12 protein-coding genes and 1 pseudogene are annotated in these 18,576 nt (G+C 63.8%); 4 read left to right on the forward strand and 9 right to left on the reverse strand.

What is annotated here, in order from left to right:
• Positions 1-260 precede the first annotated feature (260 nt).
• Positions 261-425: pseudogene (locus tag ACLP9N_RS34190) on the forward strand (TetR/AcrR family transcriptional regulator); the annotation flags it as partial.
• Positions 426-659: 234 nt separating this feature from the next.
• Here ACLP9N_RS34190 and ACLP9N_RS34195 read toward each other — a convergent pair.
• A complete protein-coding gene (locus ACLP9N_RS34195) occupies positions 660-824 on the reverse strand; it encodes a hypothetical protein (RefSeq protein ID WP_442411574.1) in 165 nt (54 codons plus the stop codon).
• A 353-nt stretch (positions 825-1,177) separates the two neighbouring features.
• On the opposite strand from ACLP9N_RS34195, the gene ACLP9N_RS34200 reads away from it, so the two are divergent.
• Positions 1,178-2,854: an ATP-binding protein gene (locus ACLP9N_RS34200; RefSeq protein WP_442411538.1), complete on the forward strand. Its 1,677-nt coding sequence runs from the start codon at positions 1,178-1,180 to the stop codon at positions 2,852-2,854.
• Positions 2,851-3,534: a response regulator gene (locus ACLP9N_RS34205; RefSeq protein WP_442411539.1), complete on the forward strand. Its 684-nt coding sequence runs from the start codon at positions 2,851-2,853 to the stop codon at positions 3,532-3,534. The genes ACLP9N_RS34200 and ACLP9N_RS34205 overlap by 4 nt, the downstream gene beginning before the upstream one ends.
• Positions 3,535-3,556: 22 nt before the next feature.
• Here the strand turns inward: ACLP9N_RS34205 and ACLP9N_RS34210 are convergent, their stop codons facing one another.
• From ACLP9N_RS34210 to ACLP9N_RS34245, 8 genes are all read right to left on the reverse strand, one after another.
• Complete coding sequence (locus ACLP9N_RS34210; protein ID WP_442411540.1) at positions 3,557-6,709, reverse strand: MMPL/RND family transporter; 3,153 nt, start codon at positions 6,707-6,709, stop codon at positions 3,557-3,559.
• Between the two features lie 235 nt (positions 6,710-6,944).
• Positions 6,945-8,312: a hypothetical protein gene (locus ACLP9N_RS34215; RefSeq protein ID WP_442411541.1), complete on the reverse strand. Its 1,368-nt coding sequence runs from the start codon at positions 8,310-8,312 to the stop codon at positions 6,945-6,947.
• Complete coding sequence (locus tag ACLP9N_RS34220) at positions 8,309-9,793, reverse strand: wax ester/triacylglycerol synthase domain-containing protein (RefSeq protein WP_442411542.1); 1,485 nt, start codon at positions 9,791-9,793, stop codon at positions 8,309-8,311. Before ACLP9N_RS34220 ends, ACLP9N_RS34215 begins: the two co-directional genes overlap by 4 nt.
• A 4-nt stretch (positions 9,794-9,797) precedes the next feature.
• Positions 9,798-11,276, reverse strand: a complete 1,479-nt coding sequence (locus ACLP9N_RS34225) for a wax ester/triacylglycerol synthase domain-containing protein (protein ID WP_442411543.1) — start codon at positions 11,274-11,276, stop codon at positions 9,798-9,800.
• 240 nt (positions 11,277-11,516) lie between these two features.
• The gene (locus tag ACLP9N_RS34230; protein ID WP_442411544.1) at positions 11,517-12,887 is read right to left on the reverse strand and encodes a hypothetical protein; all 1,371 of its coding nucleotides are present in this window, start codon (positions 12,885-12,887) and stop codon (positions 11,517-11,519) included.
• A 292-nt stretch (positions 12,888-13,179) separates the two neighbouring features.
• The gene (locus tag ACLP9N_RS34235) at positions 13,180-14,529 is read right to left on the reverse strand and encodes a hypothetical protein (RefSeq protein WP_442411545.1); all 1,350 of its coding nucleotides are present in this window, start codon (positions 14,527-14,529) and stop codon (positions 13,180-13,182) included.
• 21 nt (positions 14,530-14,550) lie between these two features.
• Positions 14,551-16,002, reverse strand: coding sequence for a condensation domain-containing protein (locus ACLP9N_RS34240; RefSeq protein WP_442411546.1), 1,452 nt, complete (start codon positions 16,000-16,002; stop codon positions 14,551-14,553).
• Positions 16,003-16,339: 337 nt separating this feature from the next.
• Entirely contained in the window at positions 16,340-17,392 is a 1,053-nt protein-coding gene (locus ACLP9N_RS34245; protein WP_442411547.1) for an alpha/beta fold hydrolase, read from the reverse strand.
• A gap of 705 nt (positions 17,393-18,097) precedes the next feature.
• Between ACLP9N_RS34245 and ACLP9N_RS34250 the strand changes: the two genes are divergently transcribed.
• Positions 18,098-18,493, forward strand: a complete 396-nt coding sequence (locus tag ACLP9N_RS34250; RefSeq protein ID WP_442411548.1) for a hypothetical protein — start codon at positions 18,098-18,100, stop codon at positions 18,491-18,493.
• Positions 18,494-18,576: the final 83 nt, after the last annotated feature.

Consider the following 18,576-nt stretch of genomic DNA (forward strand, 5'->3'; position numbering starts at 1 on the left):
GACGCCGCGGAGGGGTAAGCGTCGATCACCTCCAGACTTACTCCGGAACGCTCGGCCCACAGAGCGAGGGCGCTCGCCCCTGCTTTCCCGAATCTGGCCAGCGGCCCCGACAGTGGGGTAACCAGGACGGCGCGAGCTGCCACGCCCACAACTTAAGCGTGTCGAACAACCGCCCACTCCCCCGGGGCAGTTACCGATCGTGGCATCCCACTGCGGTTCAACAGCGACGTGTCCTCCCCATTGCCAAGGCTGGACCTGCCGTGCTGGGCTGGGTCAAATGGCGCGAACTCGAAAGCCACTATGGATTGGGAGCCATCCGGGCAATGCTTGAGCTCGCCGTCGAGGAAGGTGACCTCGCTGCCGGCCAGCCAGAGGATGCGCTCGCTCATGTCCTACTTGCTGCTGCTGATGAGACTGCTCTGTTTATCGCGAATGCACCCGATCAACGTGCAGCCAGTGACCAAGGCGTTAAGGCGTTAAGGCGTTGCTCGACGGACTGCGAGCAAGGTGATCCCAGACCCCACTCAGGAAGGCTGGGGGGCGCCCCTATGGTCGCCAAGCCTTCGCCTTGTACGGCTCAGCGCCCGCTCTCTCTCCGCCACAAAATGAGCGGAGACGCCGAACCGTCCAGCCGTAGGGTCGGCTGCACGGTGACGAGACTAAGCGGCCAGCGCCGAATGCCTATAGAGCAGAAGCTGATCGAGGTCCTCGACAGTTATCTCGATTCGCGCGCGGGCGACCTGCTCGATCGTCACCCCATCATCACGGTTGCGGGCGACCCGGACGACATCGTCGCGGAACTCGCCGGGATAAAGCCTTGCCACAATGACATCCTTCCAGCCCACCCATCACGGGCAAGCCAACTCCGATGTCACCTATTCGTGCAGCAGACCCCAACGCTGACGTCAGCGTCTATACGTTGATGAAGTTGCTCGGTCGCGCCCACACGCCCTAGCACCATCTCCGCCGCCGCAACAGTCGAGCGCCATGCCTCCGACTGATTCGGCAGCGGCACCGAAGCCGGTCAACCGGGTGGCCCGGTTCAGCGTCTCTAACCGGTGCATGTGGGTGGCATCCAGCGGCATGGCCGGCGCATCCTGCGCTGCCATCGGCGTCGGTGCCGCAGACGATGTCGGACTTTCGCGCATTGTGCTCACTAGCGCGCTAGGGTCTGTCTATGGCAACCAAGAGTCGCATCGCCTTGCGACTCGCCACGCAAGTACTGTTGCTGCAACTCGTCATCGTGACGCTGACGTTGGTGATTGCTTTCGGATTGTATGCCGCATTCAACCGCCAGCGCCTAGACGTTCAATACGGCGTCCACGCTTTGGATATCGCCCGTGTAGTGGCCTCTTCGCCCACGGTGCTCAATAACATCGCTCGCTACGACGATGCCCCGGTGACCCCAACCCCCGCATTGGTCGACCAGCTCGCGGCGGGTCCGATCCAGGGCGTCGCGTCACGGGTTGAAGCGCGCACCCATGTGTTGTTTGTGGTAGTCGCCAACACGCGGGGCATCAGGCTCGCGACCCCTCGGCGCGACGAGTTAGGTCTTCATGTCCGTGCCGATCTCACGCCGCCGCTAGCCGGGCACGAGGAAACGGCGCATGACTCTACCGTTTTCGGGCAGGCGATCGTTGGCAAGGTCCCGGTACTTGCGCCAGGTTCTAATCGCGTGCTGGGGGTGGTCATCGTTGGCATCTCCACGAAGGCATTTGATGAGCAGTTTTCGAAGAACCTGCGCGTGATGGCCGCGATAGGAGGTGTTCTCCTGCTGATCGGTGTTGCCGGCTCAGCGGCATTGGCCCGGCGGTGGCGAGGGCTGACGCTGGGTTTGCGGCCAGGCGAGATTACCGAGCTGGTGCGCACTCAGGCGGCGGTGCTGCAGGGCATCGGCGAGGGCGTGCTAGCGGTCGACACGGCCTGGAAGACCACCTTCGTCAACGACGAGGCGTGCGGACTGCTCCAGATCGGTAACGAACCGGGCCGGCGTATCGAAGAGATCGGGTTGACACCGCGTGTGCTCGACGTGTTCAAGGCTGCCGATTCGACACCCACTTTGGCCACTGTCGGAGAACGCATCGTCGTGGTCTCGGCGCGGCAGGTATCGCGCGACGGACGCGAGCTGGGAACCGTGCTGGTGGCGCGTGATCGAACCGATGTTGAGTCACTGACCCGGCAACTCGACGCGGTACAGGTGATGAGCACGGTGCTGCGTGCACAACGCCATGAGTTCGCCAACCGTCTGCACCTGCTGAACGGGTTATTGCACGGCGGTCACGTCGATGAGGGATTGGAGTATCTGGAAGAGCTCCTCGGGACGGGCCCGCTGGGATCCGCGCTACCCGGTATCGACGCCATCCGCGATGCCTACCTGCAGGCATTCCTGGCGGCCAAGGCCGCGGCCGCCCGCGAAGCCGGGGTGACGTTGAAGATCGGTGAGAACACCTGGGTATCTGGCCGGCTGGTACTGCCCGTCGACGTCACCACCGTGGTGGGTAACTTGCTCGACAACGCCATCGACGCGGCCCGGTCGGGCAGCAACCAGATAAAAGAGGTGGAAATCGAGCTGTTGCAAGAGGATTCGGCCTTGCATGTCATAGTGCTCGACAGCGGCGACGGCGTCGCTCCCGACTTCGTCGAGGATCTATTCACCGAGGGCAGGACGACAAAACCGGACTCCGGGATACCGGGCGGCCGGGGTATCGGGCTCGCGCTTTCGCGGCAGATCGGCCGATCCCTCGGTGGCGACCTGCGGCTGTCCAGCCCGGGCGGCGCCGACGGGGAGCCTCGGCTGACTGGCGCTGAGTTCATCGCCTGGCTGCCGGGCGTGATGGAAGAGGAGGCACAATGAGTGACGTAGACCTGACGGTGCTGGTGGTCGACGACGACTTCCGTGTCGCCAACCTGCACGCCCAGGTCGTCGACACGCTTCCGGGCTTCACCGTGACCGCCACCGTCAACACCCTCGCGGGCGCGCGAAAAGCCAACGCAGTCGACCTCGCCCTGGTCGATGTCTACCTACCCGACGGGTCAGGAATCGACTTCGTCCGCGAACTGCAAGGGGACAGCATGGTTTTGACGGCGGCAACCGAGCCGGTAACGATCCGCGCTGCCATGACCGCTGGGGCGCTGAGCTACCTCGTCAAGCCGTTCGCGACCACCGAGCTCGCCGCCCGCCTGGCCGGCTATGCTCGCTACCGCAATATTCTGGCCCGCGCCAATCTCAGCGCCGGCGACGTGGATGCGGCTCTGGATGCCCTTCGCCCCAGGATCGCCACCCCTGCGCCCCCGACAATCGCCGGATCCTCCACGAAAAAGCTTGTGCTGGAAGCTTTGCGAAAGTCGGAGCAGCCGATGTCGGCGGCGGAGGTCTCTGCGGCGATCGGGATATCAAGGGCAACCGCCCAAAGGTATCTGGCAGCATTGGCCACCTCCCGGGAGGTCACCGTTGGGCTGCGTTACGGCACCACTGGACGACCCGAGCAAGAATTCGCAGCGAACGACAACAGGCCAACCCGTCGTTTGCGATGAGCAGCGCGTTACTGGTTCCGTTCTATTGTCTCGTGCCTGCGACCGACAAGCGACGAACTCGTTTACCGCGCTGACTGACTGTCCGCCGCCGGCTGGCCGCGAAACGACGGATGTTGTTGGTGGCCAAGCGATGAGAGCAGTCGCCGGGAAAACCTTCTGATACCGCCTGGACCGGCATTTCGGCGGCGCGCGGAGCCACTTCGGTGTCGGTGCTGTCAGTCGCGTCGATGGCGTCAGCAGCCGCGGTGGCGTGAGTTCTCTTGGAGGGCCACCAGTTCGCCTTCCCAACCAGTGCCGCCATGGCCGGCACGGTGACGGTGCGAACGACGAAGGTGTCGATCAACAGGCCCAGGCCGATGATGAACCCGGTTTGCGTCATGGTCGACAGGCTGCCGAACACCAGGCCGAACATCGAGGCGGCGAAGATTATGCCGGCCGAGGTGATGACACCACCCGTCGAACGGACGGCACGAATGATGCCGGAGCGGATGCCCCTGCGTGACTCCTCACGAATTCGCGTGATCAACAGCAGGTTGTAGTCGGCCCCGACGGCGACCAGCACGATGAAGGCCGTCGCCTGCACGTTCCAACAGATCGCCTGGTGGAGCACGAACTGGAATAAAACGACTCCCAGTCCCACCGCCGACAGATACGAGATCACCACGGAGGCAATCAGATACAGTGGCGCCACGATCGCGCGGAGCAGGATGACGAGGATGAAGAATACAACGAGCAGTGTCATGATGACGATCAGCCGGAAGTCGTCGTCGTAGTAGCTGCGCAGCGTACTGTACATCGCGGTCGGGCCGACTATCGATATCGACGCATCCGAGAGGGAGGTGTTCGGCTGCGCGCCGCGCGCCGTGTCGAGAATCGATGTCACCTGATCCATCGCGGCAGCGCTGAACGGGTCGAATTTGGTTTCGACCAAGTAGCGCACCGAATGACCATCGGGCGAGATGAACATCTTCGCAGCGTTCTTGAAGTCGTCCGAGGTAAGCACCTGGGGCGGGATGTACATGCCCGACATGGAAGGTTGTGTGGCGTCGCGCTTCATCGACAGCAGCAGCCCGGCCGCCTGGTTCATTCCCAGGCCCATCTTCTTGGTCTGGTCGACGAGTGTCCGCACGCCGTCGGCAAGCCGCCGGCTACCGTCGGCCAGCTGGTCGGCAACCGCCTGCAGGCCTGCAATCTTCTGCGACATGCCGGCGGTGTTGCCACCCGCTGTCCGCAGACTGTTAGATGTCGTAGCCAAGAGCGTGGTCAGATTCTGCACTGCAGCCTGCAGGCCTTGCGCCGCGGGCGGCGCGGCCAACGTACCGTTCCGCCCTCCGGCGAGTTGTTCGAGCTGGGCGCGCGCAGCGTTGCATGCCTGGCTGGCTTTGCATAGCGGAATGTTGTTCAGCCCATTGAGCATGGGGGCTCCCGCGCCGGCGATACCGTTGGCGAGCGTCGAAACGGACCCGTTCGCGAGCGCGCGTACGTTGTCCAGGACGTTCGCCGCCGCACCGAGCTGCTGCCGCACCTGGTTCAGCGTCGCGGCGATCTGGGTCATTGGCCCGCTGGCGCTGCGGATTTGGTCACGAACCTCTGCGAGACTTGCTGCCAGTTGGTCGGCGCCATTGGTCAGCGCGTTGAGGTCGTTGGTTTTGTCGCTGATCTGTGTCGAGGCGTCTTCGAGCTTGCTGCCGACTTCTCCGGCTTGAAAGCTGAGCTTGGTCTGATCGAGCGGCTGGCCGGTGGGTCGCGTGATGCCGCGCACCGCAGCGATATTGGGCAGCTGAGATACACGTTGCGCCATTTGGTCCAGGTCGGCCAGGGCCCGCGACGTCCGCAGGTCTTGGGGTGAGCGGACGTAGATGTATTGCGGCAGCAACGTGCTCGTCGAAAAGTGGTCTGCCATAGTCGAAAAGCCGACGTTGCTTGGCGCCGACTGCGACAATTGCAGGCGGTCGTTGAAGGTGGGCTGGAGGAAGGCCGCGCAGCCGGCCAGCCCGATCAACACCGACAGGCTAACCAGCAGATGCGCTTTGGGCCGACGAACGAGCTGAACAGCTGAGCGCTGCCACATGCGGCTGGTGAGCGCCGATCGTGGCGTCACCCATCCGCGTCGACCGGCGAGCACGAGTATGGCGGGCAACAGCGTCATGGCGGCAAGAAACGCGATCGCAATCGAAACCGCAAGCGCCGGGCCGATGCTCGTAAACGCGGGTAGGCGGGTGAAGACCATGCCAAGAAAGGTGACGGCAACGGTGGCCGCCGAGCCCGCGATGACCTCGCCGATGGAGCTCAGTGCTTTTTGTACAGCCAGGTCGGAGTCAGTGCCGGACCGGATGTACTCGTGGTAGCGGCTGATCAAGAAGACGGCATAGTCGGTCCCGGCGCCGAAGATCATGGCCGTCATCAACGCGATCGTCAGCGAGGACACCCCGAGCCCGAGCTGAACCAACCAGGACACCACGCCCTGGGATGACGTCACCGAAATTCCGATGGTGATCAACGGCAGCAACACCGTCACGGGTCGTCGGTAGATCACCAGCAGGATGATCAGTACGAACAACGCGGTGACGATCTCGATCGTGTGCATGTCGTGGGCGGTGACGATCGCCAAGTCGCCGGCCATGGCACCCTGTCCGGTCACCTCCGCGGTCAGCGGGGAGCCCGCGGTGGAGCGTTTGGCGATTTCTGTGATGCGCTCGTAGGCCTGCGAGGACTCGGGGGATCCGGCAGGCGCCCTCAGGCCCACTGCCAGGTAAAACGCCTTATTGTCCGCGCTGACCATCAATGGTCGCAGTGCGGGTGTGGTAACGATGTCCTGCACGCCGGTCACGTCGTGGGTCTCGCCGCGTAACGTGGCGGCCAGTTTGCGGTAGGCGTCCTCATCGCCAGGTTGCAGACCCCGATTGTCGGTGAGTACGACAACTAGGACGTTCTGTGCGGATTCACCGAAATCCTTGGCCATCTGCTCGGCCGCCGCCATGGCTTTGGGCGGAAGCGGCTGTAGTGTCTGGCTTTCCACCACCTTCGTCAGCGGGGGGAACGCCACGGCCAGCACGGCGACCAAAGCGATCCAGGCGGCGATGATGAGCCAGGGCGCACGAACGACGAAGCGACCCAACGCCGTAAACGCACCGATGCGCACCGAGGTCTTGGGGGCGGCGGAGTTTTTGGACATGGTGAAATCCTTCGTTGGTGTGTCAAGCACGGGTAAGCCAGGCGCGGGAGCTAAAAGGGTTCCCTCGACTTTTCGCGCCAGCGCCAATTCCTCCGCGCTGCAGATCGTGCGAGTATTTCGGTTATTTGGTTCAGACCGAACTTATTGCGCCGCCTGCACCCTTGTCTCGCTTGTAAGCGATAGTCGGCCAAAGCGGCGATTTCCTGGTTATGCGCATTGTGCTCACCAGCTACGTCTACCCCGCCCCGCTCACTGGCTCGGGGCACGGCCACCCGACGGCGGCGGTAAGCGAGAAGTCGCTCAGAACACTCGAAATATGCTGCTGCAAGTTGTCATTCGAGTTAGGGTGGCCAGGCTGATACGCAACGATCGAGACGAAGATCTGTCCGTGCACTCTTCCCGAGAGCAATCCCAGCAGTCCCCCGGTGCGGTGTATCGTCGCCTCAGTCGCCCCCGCGAAGAGCGACCTGAGGGCGAAGTAGTCAGCGTCTGTACCGTCTGGCCGGTTGGCGGCAGGGTCGACAGCACCGAGGTTGGATGATCCGCTGGTCGTCGCGCCGCCGAGGGCCACGCTGGCCATTCGTCTGATGAGCCACTGCGGCAACAAAGGAGCGAGGGGCAGCAGTGCCAATCGTTCGTCGGGGACCTCTTGACGACGGATCAGCGCTTGCTTGATTGCGGCCCGGATCTCGCGGAGATCCGTCGCCGCAGCTGCAGGGTCGACCATGATGTTGACAGCTGTGATTGCGTTGGCGCGAGTATCGCCGTCGGCGCGCTCGTTAACGGGTATCGCCAAGGTGGCGACGCCGTCCCCCGCGACCCGTCCAACTCGCTGTGCCAGGCGGCCCGCCAATCCCGCTAGTAGTGCGTTGCTGGTCCCTCCGAGTGAGTGCGCGCGGGCATCCCACTCGTCGGCGTCGACGAAGACCGTTGCCTTTGGGAGAGCAACGCATTGGTCGGGTCCGACGAACCGCGAACGCGGCGCGCTGGGTAGCTGCGTGCCAGATCCATCGCCGCCGCCGTTACGCCTCGCGAATCGTGCCGCGGCGACGACGGCGCGGCCCATAGCAAGGATGTCGCGCGCGATTTGGCGGGCGTCCTCGCGGAGTACTCGCCGCCGCCGGCGTGACCCGGGAGCGGGCCAGTTGATCGGATCGTGGCGGCCGGAAGCCGCGTCCGCCAACGCCTCGCACAACCCGACGCCGTCGATGAGGGTATGTGAGATAACGAAGCTCACTCCCGCCCCGCCGTCGGTGAACGGCAGCACCGCGAGGTGCCATCCGGGTCCGTGCTCGGCATCCACCGGGGTGTTGGCCTGCTCGCTGAGCCACGCTTCGAATCCTTCACGCGGCCGAGGCGTTGCAACGATCTCGAGATCGGACTGATCGCTGGGCGAGACCCAGCGATGGCGGCCAAGCGGCAAGGGTGAGCGCTCGATGCGGCGGGATAACCGCCCCCGCTGCAGGGCGCGGTGGAATTGGCGCAGACCGTCGATGTCGATCGTGCGGTTGTACACCCAGACACACTGCAGCAGGTTGGTGGCTCCGGTCGCCCGCTCGCCGCGAAACGCGCTCTGGTCGATCAGATCGAGTACGTTGCTCATTTTCCTAAGGTCCTTTTCTTGTCACTCGCGTACGTTGTCAGGTCATACAGTTCGGACGAATTCGCTTGGCCTGGAATCGCATCCACTTGGTTGCCGCTGGTCGGGACGCGCGCCCCGGCCACTGAAACTGGGCGTGGCCAGCCCGTCGTGGCGGTGAGCGAGAAGTCGCTCAGAATGCTCGAAAGGTCCCGTCGCAGGTCATCATTCGAGTTGGGGCGGCCCGGCTGATACGCGAGGACCGAGACGAAGACCCGTCCGTGCGTTCTTCCCGACAGCAACACCAGCAATCCGCCTAGCCGGTGCATGGTCGCCTTGGTCACACCCGGGCCGAGAGGCTTCATGACGAAGTGGTCGGCGTTCGTTCCGTCTGGCCGGTGGACGGCCGGGCTGACCGCGCCGAGGTTAGATGAGACGACGCTGGCCGCACCGTTGGCGGAAACGCCGACCAATCGCCTGGCGAGCCACTGCGGCAAGAGAGGAGCAAGGTGCAGCAATTCAAACCGTTCGTTCGTCTCCTCCTGAGAGCGGATCAGCGCTTGCTTGATTGCGGCCCGGATCTCGCTCAGGTCCGTCGCTGCTGGTGCAGGGTCGACCGTGAAATCGACATTCGTGATGGCGTTGGCGCGGGTGTCGCCGGCGGTGCGCTCGTTGACGGGCAATGTCACGGCGACCGATCCGTCTGCGGCGATCCGCCCCACTCGCTGGGCGAGGCGGGCCGACAATCCCGCGAGCAGGGTGTTGCTGGTCCCTCCTAGGGACTCTGCGCGGGCGTCCCACTCATCGGCGTCGACGAAGATCGTTGCCGTTGGGAGAGAGATGCGTTCGTCCGCGCTCGCGGACAACGCAGGCGGCTCAGCAAGGGGCTTAGAAACGGGTGAAGCGGCAGAGGCACCCCCGCTGTGGCGCCGGGCAAATCGCGCTGCGGCGACGACGGCGCGGCCGATACCGGGGATGTCGCGCGCGGTTTGGCGGGCGTCCTCGCGCAGTGCCTGCCACGGCCGGCGTGATGCGGCAGCAGGCCAGTTGATCGGGTCGTGGCGACCGGAAGCCGCGTCCGCCAACGCCTCGCACAATCCGACGCCGTCGGTAAGGCAATGTGAGATGACCAAGCTCAACCCGGCGCCGCCATCGGTGAACGGGTGCATCGCAAGGTGCCATCCGGGTCCGTGCTCGGCATCCAGAGGGGTGTTGGCCTGCTCGTCGAGCCAGGCGTCGAATTCTTCACGCGGGCGAGGCGTCGCGACGATCTCAAGGTCGGACTGACCGCTGGGCGAGACCCAGCGATGGCGGCCGAACGGCAAGGGTGACCGTTCGACGCGGCGGGATAACCGCCCCTGCTGCAGATGGCGATGGAACTGGCGCAGACCGTCGATGTCGATCGTGCGGTTGTATATCCAGACGCACTGCAGCAGGTTGGTGGCTCCGGTCGCTCGCTCGCCGAGAAACACCGTCTGGTCAAAGAGATCGAGTACGTTGCTCATTTTCTTAGGGTCCTTTCTTGTCACTTGCCTGCGCTGTCAGGTCGAACAGCCCGGACGAATTCGCTTGTTCTGCAATCGCATCCGCCCAGTCCGAGGTGGTCGGGACGCGCGCCTCGGCCACTGAAACTGGGCTTGGCCAGCCCGTCGTAGCGGTGAGCGAGAAGTCGCTCAGAGTGCTGGAAAGGTCCCTTCGCAGGTCGTCATTCGAGTTAGGACGGTCCGGCTGATACGCAAGGAACGAGACGAAGACCTGTCGGTCCACTCTTCCCGAGAGCAAGGCCAAAACTCCGCCGGTGCGGTGCATTATCGCCTCGGTCACGCCTGGGTAGAGAGACTTCATGGCGAAGTAGTCCGCGTCCGTGCCGTCTGGCCGGTTAGCGGCCGGCGTGACCGCACCGAGGTTTGATGAGACGACGTTGGTCGTACCGCCGGTGGCCAGACCGACCAATCGCCTGGCAAGCCGCTGAGGCAGCAAGGGAACGAGGGGCAGCAGTGGCCACCGTTCGTCGGGCACCTCCCGGTGGCGGATCAGCGCTTGCTTGGTTGCAGCCCGGATCTCGCTCAGGTCCGTCGCCGCCAGTGCAGGGTCGACTGTGATGTCGACATTCGTGATGGCGTTGGCGCGAGTATCGCCGGCCGCGCGTTCGTTGACGGGTATCGACGGGGTGACCAAGCCGTCTGCGGTGACCCGTCCCACTCGCTGGGCCAGGCGGGCCGCCAATCCCGCGAGCAGGGTGTTGCTGGTTCCACCAAGTGAGTGTGCGCGGGCGTCCCACTCGTCGGCATCGAGAAAAATCGTTGCCGTTGACAGAGTGACGCATTCGTCGGCTCCGGCGATCGGCGCGGGTGGCGCGATAGGTGGCTTTGAAATGGGTGGGGTGGCAGATCCGGCACCGCCGCTGTGACGCCGGGCAAATCGCGCTGCGGCGACGACGGCGCGGCCGACGCCGGGGATGTCGCGAGCGGTTTGGCAGGTGTCCTCGCGCAGGGCGTGCCACCGTCGGCGTGACACGGCAGCGGGCCAGTTGATCGGGTTGTGGCGGCCGGAAGCCGCTTCCGTCAACGCCTCGCACAGCCCGACACCGTCGATGAGGCAATGTGAGATGACCAAGCTCACCCCCGCGCCGCCATCGGTGAACGGCAGCACCGCAAGGTGCCATCCGGGTCCGTGCTCGGCATCCAGAGGGGTGTTGGCCTGCTCGCTGAGCCAGGCGTCGAATTCCTCGCGCGCACAAGGCGTCGCGACGATCTCAAGGTCGGACTGATCGCTGGGCGAGACCCAGCGATGGCGACCGAACGGCAGGGCTGAGCGTTCGATGCGGCGGGATAACCGCCCCTGCTGCAGATGGCGATGGAATTGGCGCAGACCGTCGATTTCGATCGCGCGGTTGTACACCCAGACGCATTGCAGCAGGGTGGTGGTCCCGGTCGCCCGCTCGAAGCTGAAGTAGGTCTGGTCATACAGGTCGAGTACGTTGCTCATTTTCCCGAGGTCCTTTTCTTGTCGCTTGCCTACGCTGTCAGGTCATACAGTTCGGACGAATTCGCTTGGTTTGCAATCGCATCCACTCGGTCCCTGGTGGTTGAGACCGAACTTACGGCGCCGCTCGCACCCGTGTCGCGCTTGTAAGCGATAGTCGGCGAAAGCCACGATTTCGCGGTTTCGCGCATTGTGCTCACCCGTTACGCCAGTGCAACGGGAAGCGCGCCGACGACGGGGCGTCTACCGCGCCGCGCTCACTGGCTCTGGGCATCCCCAGCCCGTGGTGGCAGTGAGCGAGAAGTCGCTCAGAGCGCTTGAGAGGTCTTGCCACAGGTCGTCGTTCGAGTTGGGACGGTCCGGCTGATACGCGAGGACCGAGACGAAGACCTGTTGGTGCACTCTTGCCGAGTGCATCACCAGCAACCCGCCAAGCTGGTGCATCATCGCCTTGGTCAGGCCCGGGTAGCGAGACAGCAGGGCGACGCGGTCGGCGTCTGTGCCGTCTGGCCGGTTGGCGGCCGGGGGGGCCGCGCCGATGTTGGACGTAACAACGACGTTGGTCGCACCGCCGGTGGCCACGCCGACCATTCGCTTGACCAGCCGCTCAGGCAGCAGCGGAACGAGGGGCAGCAGTGTCCGCCGTTCGTCGGGCAGCTCCCGGTGGCTGATCAGCGCTTGTTTGGTTGCGGCCCGGATCTCGCGCAGGTCCGTCGCCGCGGGTGCAGGGTCGACCGTGATGTCGAGCATCGTGACGGCGTTGGCGCGGGTATCGTCGGCGGTGCGCTCGTTGACGGGTATCGCCAAGGTGACCGAGCCGTCTGCGGCGATTCGTCCGACCCGCTGGGCGAGGCGGGCCGCCAATCCCGCGAGCAGCGTGTTGCTGGTCCCTCCCAGTGATTGCGCGCGGGCGTCCCACTCGTCGGCATCGAGAAAGGCTGTTGCCGTTGGGAGCGCGACGAGTTCGTCGGGTCCGGCGATCGGTGCATGAGGCTTAGAAAGGGGCTGAGACAGGGGTGGAGTGGCTGATCCGGCGCTGCGGCGGTTACTTCGAGCGAATCGTGCTGCGTCGACGACGGCTCGGCGGATACCGGGGATGTCGCGCGTGATTTGGCGGGCGTCCTCGCGCAGGGCGCGCCATTTCTTGCGTGACCCGGCTGCGGGCCAGTCGATTGTGTGGTCGTAGCCGCAAGCCGCTTCCACCACCGCCAGGCACCCTCCGATGCCGTCGCTGAGGCAATGTGTGACGACCAAGCTCACTCCCGCGCCCCCGTCGGTGAACGGGAGCACCGCAAGGTGCCATCCGGGTCCGTGCTCGGCATCCAGGGGGATGTTGGCCTGCTCGCCCAGCCAGGCGTCGAATTCCTCGCGCGGCCGAGGCGTCGCGATCTCGAGCTCGTGCTGATCGCGGGGCAGGACCCAGCGATGCCGGCCGAACCGCAAGGGTGAGCGTTCGATGCGACGGTCTAACCGCCCCTGCTGGAGATGCTGATGGAACTGGCGCAGTCCGTCGATGTCGACTGGGCGGTTATACACCCAGACAGACTGACCGACTCCGGCCGCCTGCCCGAGGCGAAAAAAGGTCTGGTCGACCAGATCAAGTACGTTGCTCATTTTTCTAACGCCTTTCTTGTCATTTGCCTACGGGGTACTGCTAGTCCGAATTCGCTTGGTCGGCAATGTCATCCATGGCAAGAAACGGATGTTCGTGAATGACTTTTGGCGCTAGCGTGAATTCTGGTCCCGCAGTAGATCTTGCGACGTATCCCTTTTATTTGTTGAACCCGAAATTACGGCTCCGCTCGCGCCTCTGTCGCGCTTGTAAGCGATAGTCGGAATAAGCGACGATTTCGTGGTTTTGCGCATTGTGCTTACCCTCGACACCAGGGCCATCAGCGGGTGATGCCTACCGCTCCCGCACAGGCTCATTGCATGGCCAGCCCGTCGTGGCGGTGAGCGAGAATTCGCTCAGAACGCTCGAAACGCGCTGTTGTAAATCGTCATTCGAGTTGGAATGGTCCGGCTGATACGCAACGACCGACACGAAGACCCGTCCGTCCGCTCTTCCCGAGAGCAAAGACAGCATTCCGCCGAGCCGGTGCATCATCGCCGTGGTCATACCCAGGCTGAGCGACTTCATGGCGAAGTGGTCGGCGTCCGTGCCGTCTGGCCGGTTGATGGCTGGGGCAACCGCACCGACGTTGGATGAGCCCACACTGATCGCACTGTTGGTGGCCGCCCCGACCCATCGCCGGCCGAGCCGCTCAGGCACCAGGGGAACGAGGGGCAGCAGTGTCCATCGCTCGTCGGGCTGCCCTTGACAGCGGATCAGCGCTTCCTTAGTTGCGGCCCGGATCTCGCGCAGGTTTGTCGTCGCAGGTGCCGGATCCACCGTGAAGTCGACATTCGTGATGGCGTTGGCGCGGGTATCGCCGGCGATGCGTTCGTTGACGGCCATCGTCAAGGTGACCGAGCCGTCTGCGGTGACCCGTCCCACTCGCTGGGCCAGGCGGGCCGCCAATGCCGCGAGCAGGGTGTTGCTGGTTCCTCCGAGTGCGTGTGCGCGGGCGTCCCACTCGTCGGCATCGACAAAGATGGTTGCCGTTGGGGGCGTGATGGATTCGTCGGCTCCGGCGGTCGGCGCAGGCGCTGGGGTGGCAGATCCGGCATTGCCGCGGTTACGCCAGGCAAATCGCGCTCCGTCGACGACGGCTCGGCCGATGTCTGGGACGTCGCGCACGGTTTGGCGGGTATCCTCACGCAGCGCCTGCCACCGCGGGCGCGATCGGGCAGCGGGCCAGTCGATTGCATTGTCGTAGCCGCAAGCCGCGTCCGCCACCGCCTCGCACAACCCGACGCCGTCGCTGAGGCAATGTGAGGCGACCAAGCTCACCCCCGCGCCGCCCTCGATGAAGGGCAGCACCGCAAGGTGCCATCCGGGTCCGTGCTCGGGATCGATGGAGGTATTGGTCTGCTCGTTCAGCCAGGCGTCGAATTCTTCACGCGGCCGAGGCGTAGCGATCTCGAGATCGGACTGATCGCCAGGCGAGACCCAGCGATGCCGGCCGAACGGCAACGGTGAGCGCTCGATGCGACGGGATAACCGCCCCCGCTGCAGATGGTGATGGAACTGGCGCAGTCCGTCGATGTCGATCGGGCGGCTATACACCCAGACACACTGAATCACGTTGGTGACTCCGGCCGCCCGCTCGACGCGAAAGAAGGTCTGGTCGACCAGATCAAGTATGTTGCTCATTTTCCTAAGGTCCCTTCGTTGCTAGCGGCTGAGAACAGGTACGCCGTGCCCCGAGTTCGCATGGTCTGCAACCGCACTCACCCAGTCCGAGGTGGTATTGATGCGTGCGAACGCCTGGGTCAACGCCGCGATGTAGCGATGCACCGACTCACGTGCGATGGGGTTATCCGGAAAGGAAATCGTCGCTGTGGTTTTGTCGGCGTGGCGGTTGATCCACAAGTTGATCCCACCGTGCGACAAATTGTCGCCGTAGGTACCGAAATTGGTCTCGCCGAACAATGCGGCGAGGGGTATTTTGCGTAAATCCATGAAGGACACCATCATTGCCCGAGGCGAGGGCGGCTTGATCCCCATTCCGTCCTGGGCCGCCAACTCGAGGACTCGTTTAATCGGCACGCTGGCAAGGTGTCTGGAGTCATCGAATGATTTCTGCGCAGCCCGGGCTGCCGCAGGAAACGAGCAGATGCCGGTCGGCACGGTGATCGGAATCAGGCTGGCGAACCAACCCACAGTCATCGTGTCGATGCCAGGCATCCGCGTGTCAGATGGTGTGAATCCGTGGTATGTCTCGGTGCCCGTCAACTCGTGGTCGGCCAGCGCTGCGCACGCCAGAACACCCCCGCTGAACCGGACGCCGGCCGCGGTGCATGCGGTGTCGAAAGACTCCGTCTCGACATCGTCTAACAAGTCGACCGTCAGGAAATCGCCTTTGTTATTGGTCCACGTGTCACCCACCGGCAGCGGGAATTTCGGCCAGTCGCCGTCGGTGTCCTGCGCGAACTCGATCCAGTCCCTGATCTCAGGCGACGACAGGGTCAAGCTCGTCACCTTGTCGCGCTGCCGTGCCGCGTAACTGCGGTAGCTCGCGACCTGCGGAAACATGGTGGGTCGATGCACGGCCTTTGACAGATCCTGATACATCAGGTGGATGTCGACGAAGATCAGGCCGGCCGACATACCGTCGATGTGGAGATGGTCGACACTGGCGTAGAACGTGAAATAGTCAGTGTGCTGGACAATGCCAAATGTGAAGCAGTCCCACTGAAGTGTCTCCGGCGTCGTCGATAAGGCGTGCGTGCGTATTTGTTCAGCGTGCATATGTCCGAACTCCGCAGGGACAAATTCGATGACCTCGGGGTTGTCGATCGTCCGACGGACAAAGGCGCCGTTTTCGAATTGGAACCAATCGTGGTAGGCATCGTGGCGACGCACGTGCGCATTGATCGTTGCCGTCATTGCCGGAATGTCACACACGCCGGGTATGTCCCACGCCACGACCATCAGGCGTGGTAGCTGAATGCCCTTCGCTTTATATTCGCGGGCTGCCCGGAGGTGCTGGCTCCTCTGGTAGCTCGGCGGTAGATCGCTTCGCCGCGCATTCCGAGCCGCTTCGCGTGCCGTGTGTGAGGCCATCCAAGTGGTAACTAAACCGTCTGCCGGCTGCCATCCGGTGATGCTGCCCAGTGCGACCATTTCCTTAATCCTTGTCCGTGTGATGCTGACGTTTATTGCGCGATCGGATGAATCTTTTTCCCGCTGCGATCGCGCGGCGTGTTCAGTTATTTGTTAAAACAGAACTTACGGCGCGCTTACAGCGATGTCGCTCTTGTAGGCGATAGTTGGAATAAGCGACGATTTCGAAGTTTTGTGCATTGTGCTCACCCGCGACTTCAGGCCGGACGGAAGCGCGCATCGTCGATTCGGTCCACCGCCGCTGCAGCCGTATGGTCGCCCAAAATCACGCGCCGAGAACAGCTTTCATTCGCAGGCTATCGATAGGTCTTCGTAACACGCGCTGCCGTGACTCCATTCAGACAGCGGAGCGCAAACATTGTGAAGGTGCCGTACGCGCGAATCGACGGTGCATGCCCATGACGCCGTCGATTGCGTTGCTGACGCAGTCTGATTCCTCCTCGAGAAGCATGTGTCCGCCGGCGGGGCAATGCAGATGGGTAGCACCCGGGATGGCGGCGACCAGGTCGCGTGCGTGGTCGACTGGCGTCGTCATGTCCGCTCCCCCGCTGATGACGATTGTCTTTGCGGCAATCGAGGCAAGCGTGTGGTACTGGTCGTATCGCTTCAGGCTGGGAAGGAAGCCGGCTGTAGTCGACAAAGAGTTTGTGTCGAGGGCGGATGCTGTGACTGCGGCGGCGCCGCTCCGCGCGGCGCTGGCATATCTGCTTAGGCCTTTGCAGACCGGCCGCACGAGACCATGGATCACCTCGTCCATGCGCCGGGGCATGTGGTTAACGAGATCGAACAGCATTCCTGTGGCGCGGGTGGCCAGCAAACGGCCGAGTCCTCGCTCGGAGAGCCGGCCAGCCGCGGTGGCAACCAGGACGAGGCCGTCCGGTTCCACCGGACGATCGTCGGCGGGACGGCCGAGGTATGCCAGCGCTGTCATTCCGCCCATCGAGTGTCCCGCCAGGGTGAGCGGGCCCGTGACGCGCAGAATGGTCAGGACCTCGGCGAGGTCAGCAGCGAGTCGGTCGATCCGGTATGTGTGCATTTCCGCGCCGCCCGAACGGCCGTGGCCGCGGTGATCGTAGGTGATGATTCGTACGCTTTTGCCCCACCGACGCAATAGGTGGCGGACTTGGAGTGCCCAGCTCGACTGTGTCAGGCACAGACCGTGCAGCAGGACGACCGTGTGGTCGCGAGCACCGGCAGAGCCGTAGTCGCGGACCGCCAGCCGCACGCCGTCACTCGTGATAACCGTTCGCTCGACATAGCCATCGCGCTTCGCGTCTAGCCGCTGCAGATGCGCCGCCGTGCTGTCGAGACTGCCACCGCCCGGGGTGGGCAAGGACGTCTTCGGACGATACGCGGGAGATGCACTAGTCGGATATGGCCGAGCGAACATTGTGTACTCCTTGTCGGTGTCGATGTCGGGAACGAATCCGACAACCTGTTGAACTCGAAGGCTAGGGATCGGCAGCGGCCGTGACTCGCTTGTGCGCAATAGCCACGCAACAGGCGATTTTGAGCTTTTGCGCATTGTGCTCGGTGGCGCGGGTGCGCTGGCCCCAGCGAAGATAGCCAGACCCAGAGGGCGGTATGAGCGCCCAAGACCACGCCTTGCGCTTAGCGGCTGCTCTCCTCCGGGGAGGCGCACTGCACCCTGATAGACGGAATCGAATATGGCAGGGCGCCAACAGAAATCGTGATCGGACACTTGTTGCGGACGAGACTTCACCCAGCGCCCACCGCACCCGCACTTCGGCGAGGGTGCCCGCGGGTTACCAGTAAAGTCGACGTTTTCATGCGATCAACAAGCCGCTGCCTGTCACCTGCCGGGCCGCTGCCCCGACGGCGATCGCCGTTAATTGCTTGTCTGCCTGCACTTCTCGGTGTCATTGCGGACCTGCGAGTCCGCGCGACAGCAGCCTGGGGATCGGTTGAGCCGGTCGATCGCCTCGTCACGCTTCAGAACCTGTGGTGCGTGGGAACTTTAGATTTACCGCGCCTGCGCAAGTAGCCCGACACAAACGCCTGATACGTTCACCGCGGTGCCCTACCGTAATGAGTTCGACGCCGCAGCGTCGCGGAGATATTGGCTGAGGTTGCGATGCGCATAGCATTGTTCGCCACTCACCTTGCAGATCCGTTGTCTCCGCAAGCGGCCATCGCCACCGGGCAGCTGCTCCAACGGCTCGGCCACGCCGGGCATTTCCCGGCCGGACAAACCTGCCGCCGCCAGATGCCCACCAAGACCGGCTATTTCCGCCCGGCCCTGCCACAGGTGCGCCATCACGTCGACGTGTTCGACGACGTCGACTGTGACGTGGCGGTGGCGCCGTCCGGGTCGTGCGTGGGCTCGGTTTACCACCGGTACGCGATGGTCGCGGGCCGCTGCGGCGACGAAATCCTCGCTCGGACCACCGAAGCCCTCGCCTCGCGCACCTACAAGGGCTTCCAACTGCTTGTCGAATTTCTCGGCATCCGCGACGACCGCGACCACTAGCTGCACACGGTCACCTGTCGCCCCACATGTCATTCTCTGTGGACTCTGCGGGTCGCTAACAACCCCCTGGAGCTGCTGCATCG

It is taken from the genome of Mycobacterium sp. (assembly GCF_052144515.1).
In the GTDB taxonomy this organism is placed as follows: Bacteria; Actinomycetota; Actinomycetes; order Mycobacteriales; family Mycobacteriaceae; genus Mycobacterium.

Bases quoted from the DNA above. Each gene is read 5' to 3' on its own strand.
- ACLP9N_RS34200 (WP_442411538.1), top strand. From the start codon at position 1,178: ATGGCAACCAAGAGTCGCATCGCCTTGCGACTCGCCACGCAAGTACTG.
- ACLP9N_RS34205 (WP_442411539.1), top strand. From the start codon at position 2,851: ATGAGTGACGTAGACCTGACGGTGCTGGTGGTCGACGACGACTTCCGT.
- ACLP9N_RS34210 (WP_442411540.1), bottom strand. From the start codon at position 6,709: ATGTCCAAAAACTCCGCCGCCCCCAAGACCTCGGTGCGCATCGGTGCG.
- ACLP9N_RS34215 (WP_442411541.1), bottom strand. From the start codon at position 8,312: ATGAGCAACGTACTCGATCTGATCGACCAGAGCGCGTTTCGCGGCGAG.
- ACLP9N_RS34220 (WP_442411542.1), bottom strand. From the start codon at position 9,793: ATGAGCAACGTACTCGATCTCTTTGACCAGACGGTGTTTCTCGGCGAG.
- ACLP9N_RS34225 (WP_442411543.1), bottom strand. From the start codon at position 11,276: ATGAGCAACGTACTCGACCTGTATGACCAGACCTACTTCAGCTTCGAG.
- ACLP9N_RS34230 (WP_442411544.1), bottom strand. From the start codon at position 12,887: ATGAGCAACGTACTTGATCTGGTCGACCAGACCTTTTTTCGCCTCGGG.
- ACLP9N_RS34235 (WP_442411545.1), bottom strand. From the start codon at position 14,529: ATGAGCAACATACTTGATCTGGTCGACCAGACCTTCTTTCGCGTCGAG.
- ACLP9N_RS34240 (WP_442411546.1), bottom strand. From the start codon at position 16,002: ATGGTCGCACTGGGCAGCATCACCGGATGGCAGCCGGCAGACGGTTTA.
- ACLP9N_RS34245 (WP_442411547.1), bottom strand. From the start codon at position 17,392: ATGTTCGCTCGGCCATATCCGACTAGTGCATCTCCCGCGTATCGTCCG.
- ACLP9N_RS34250 (WP_442411548.1), top strand. From the start codon at position 18,098: ATGCGCATAGCATTGTTCGCCACTCACCTTGCAGATCCGTTGTCTCCG.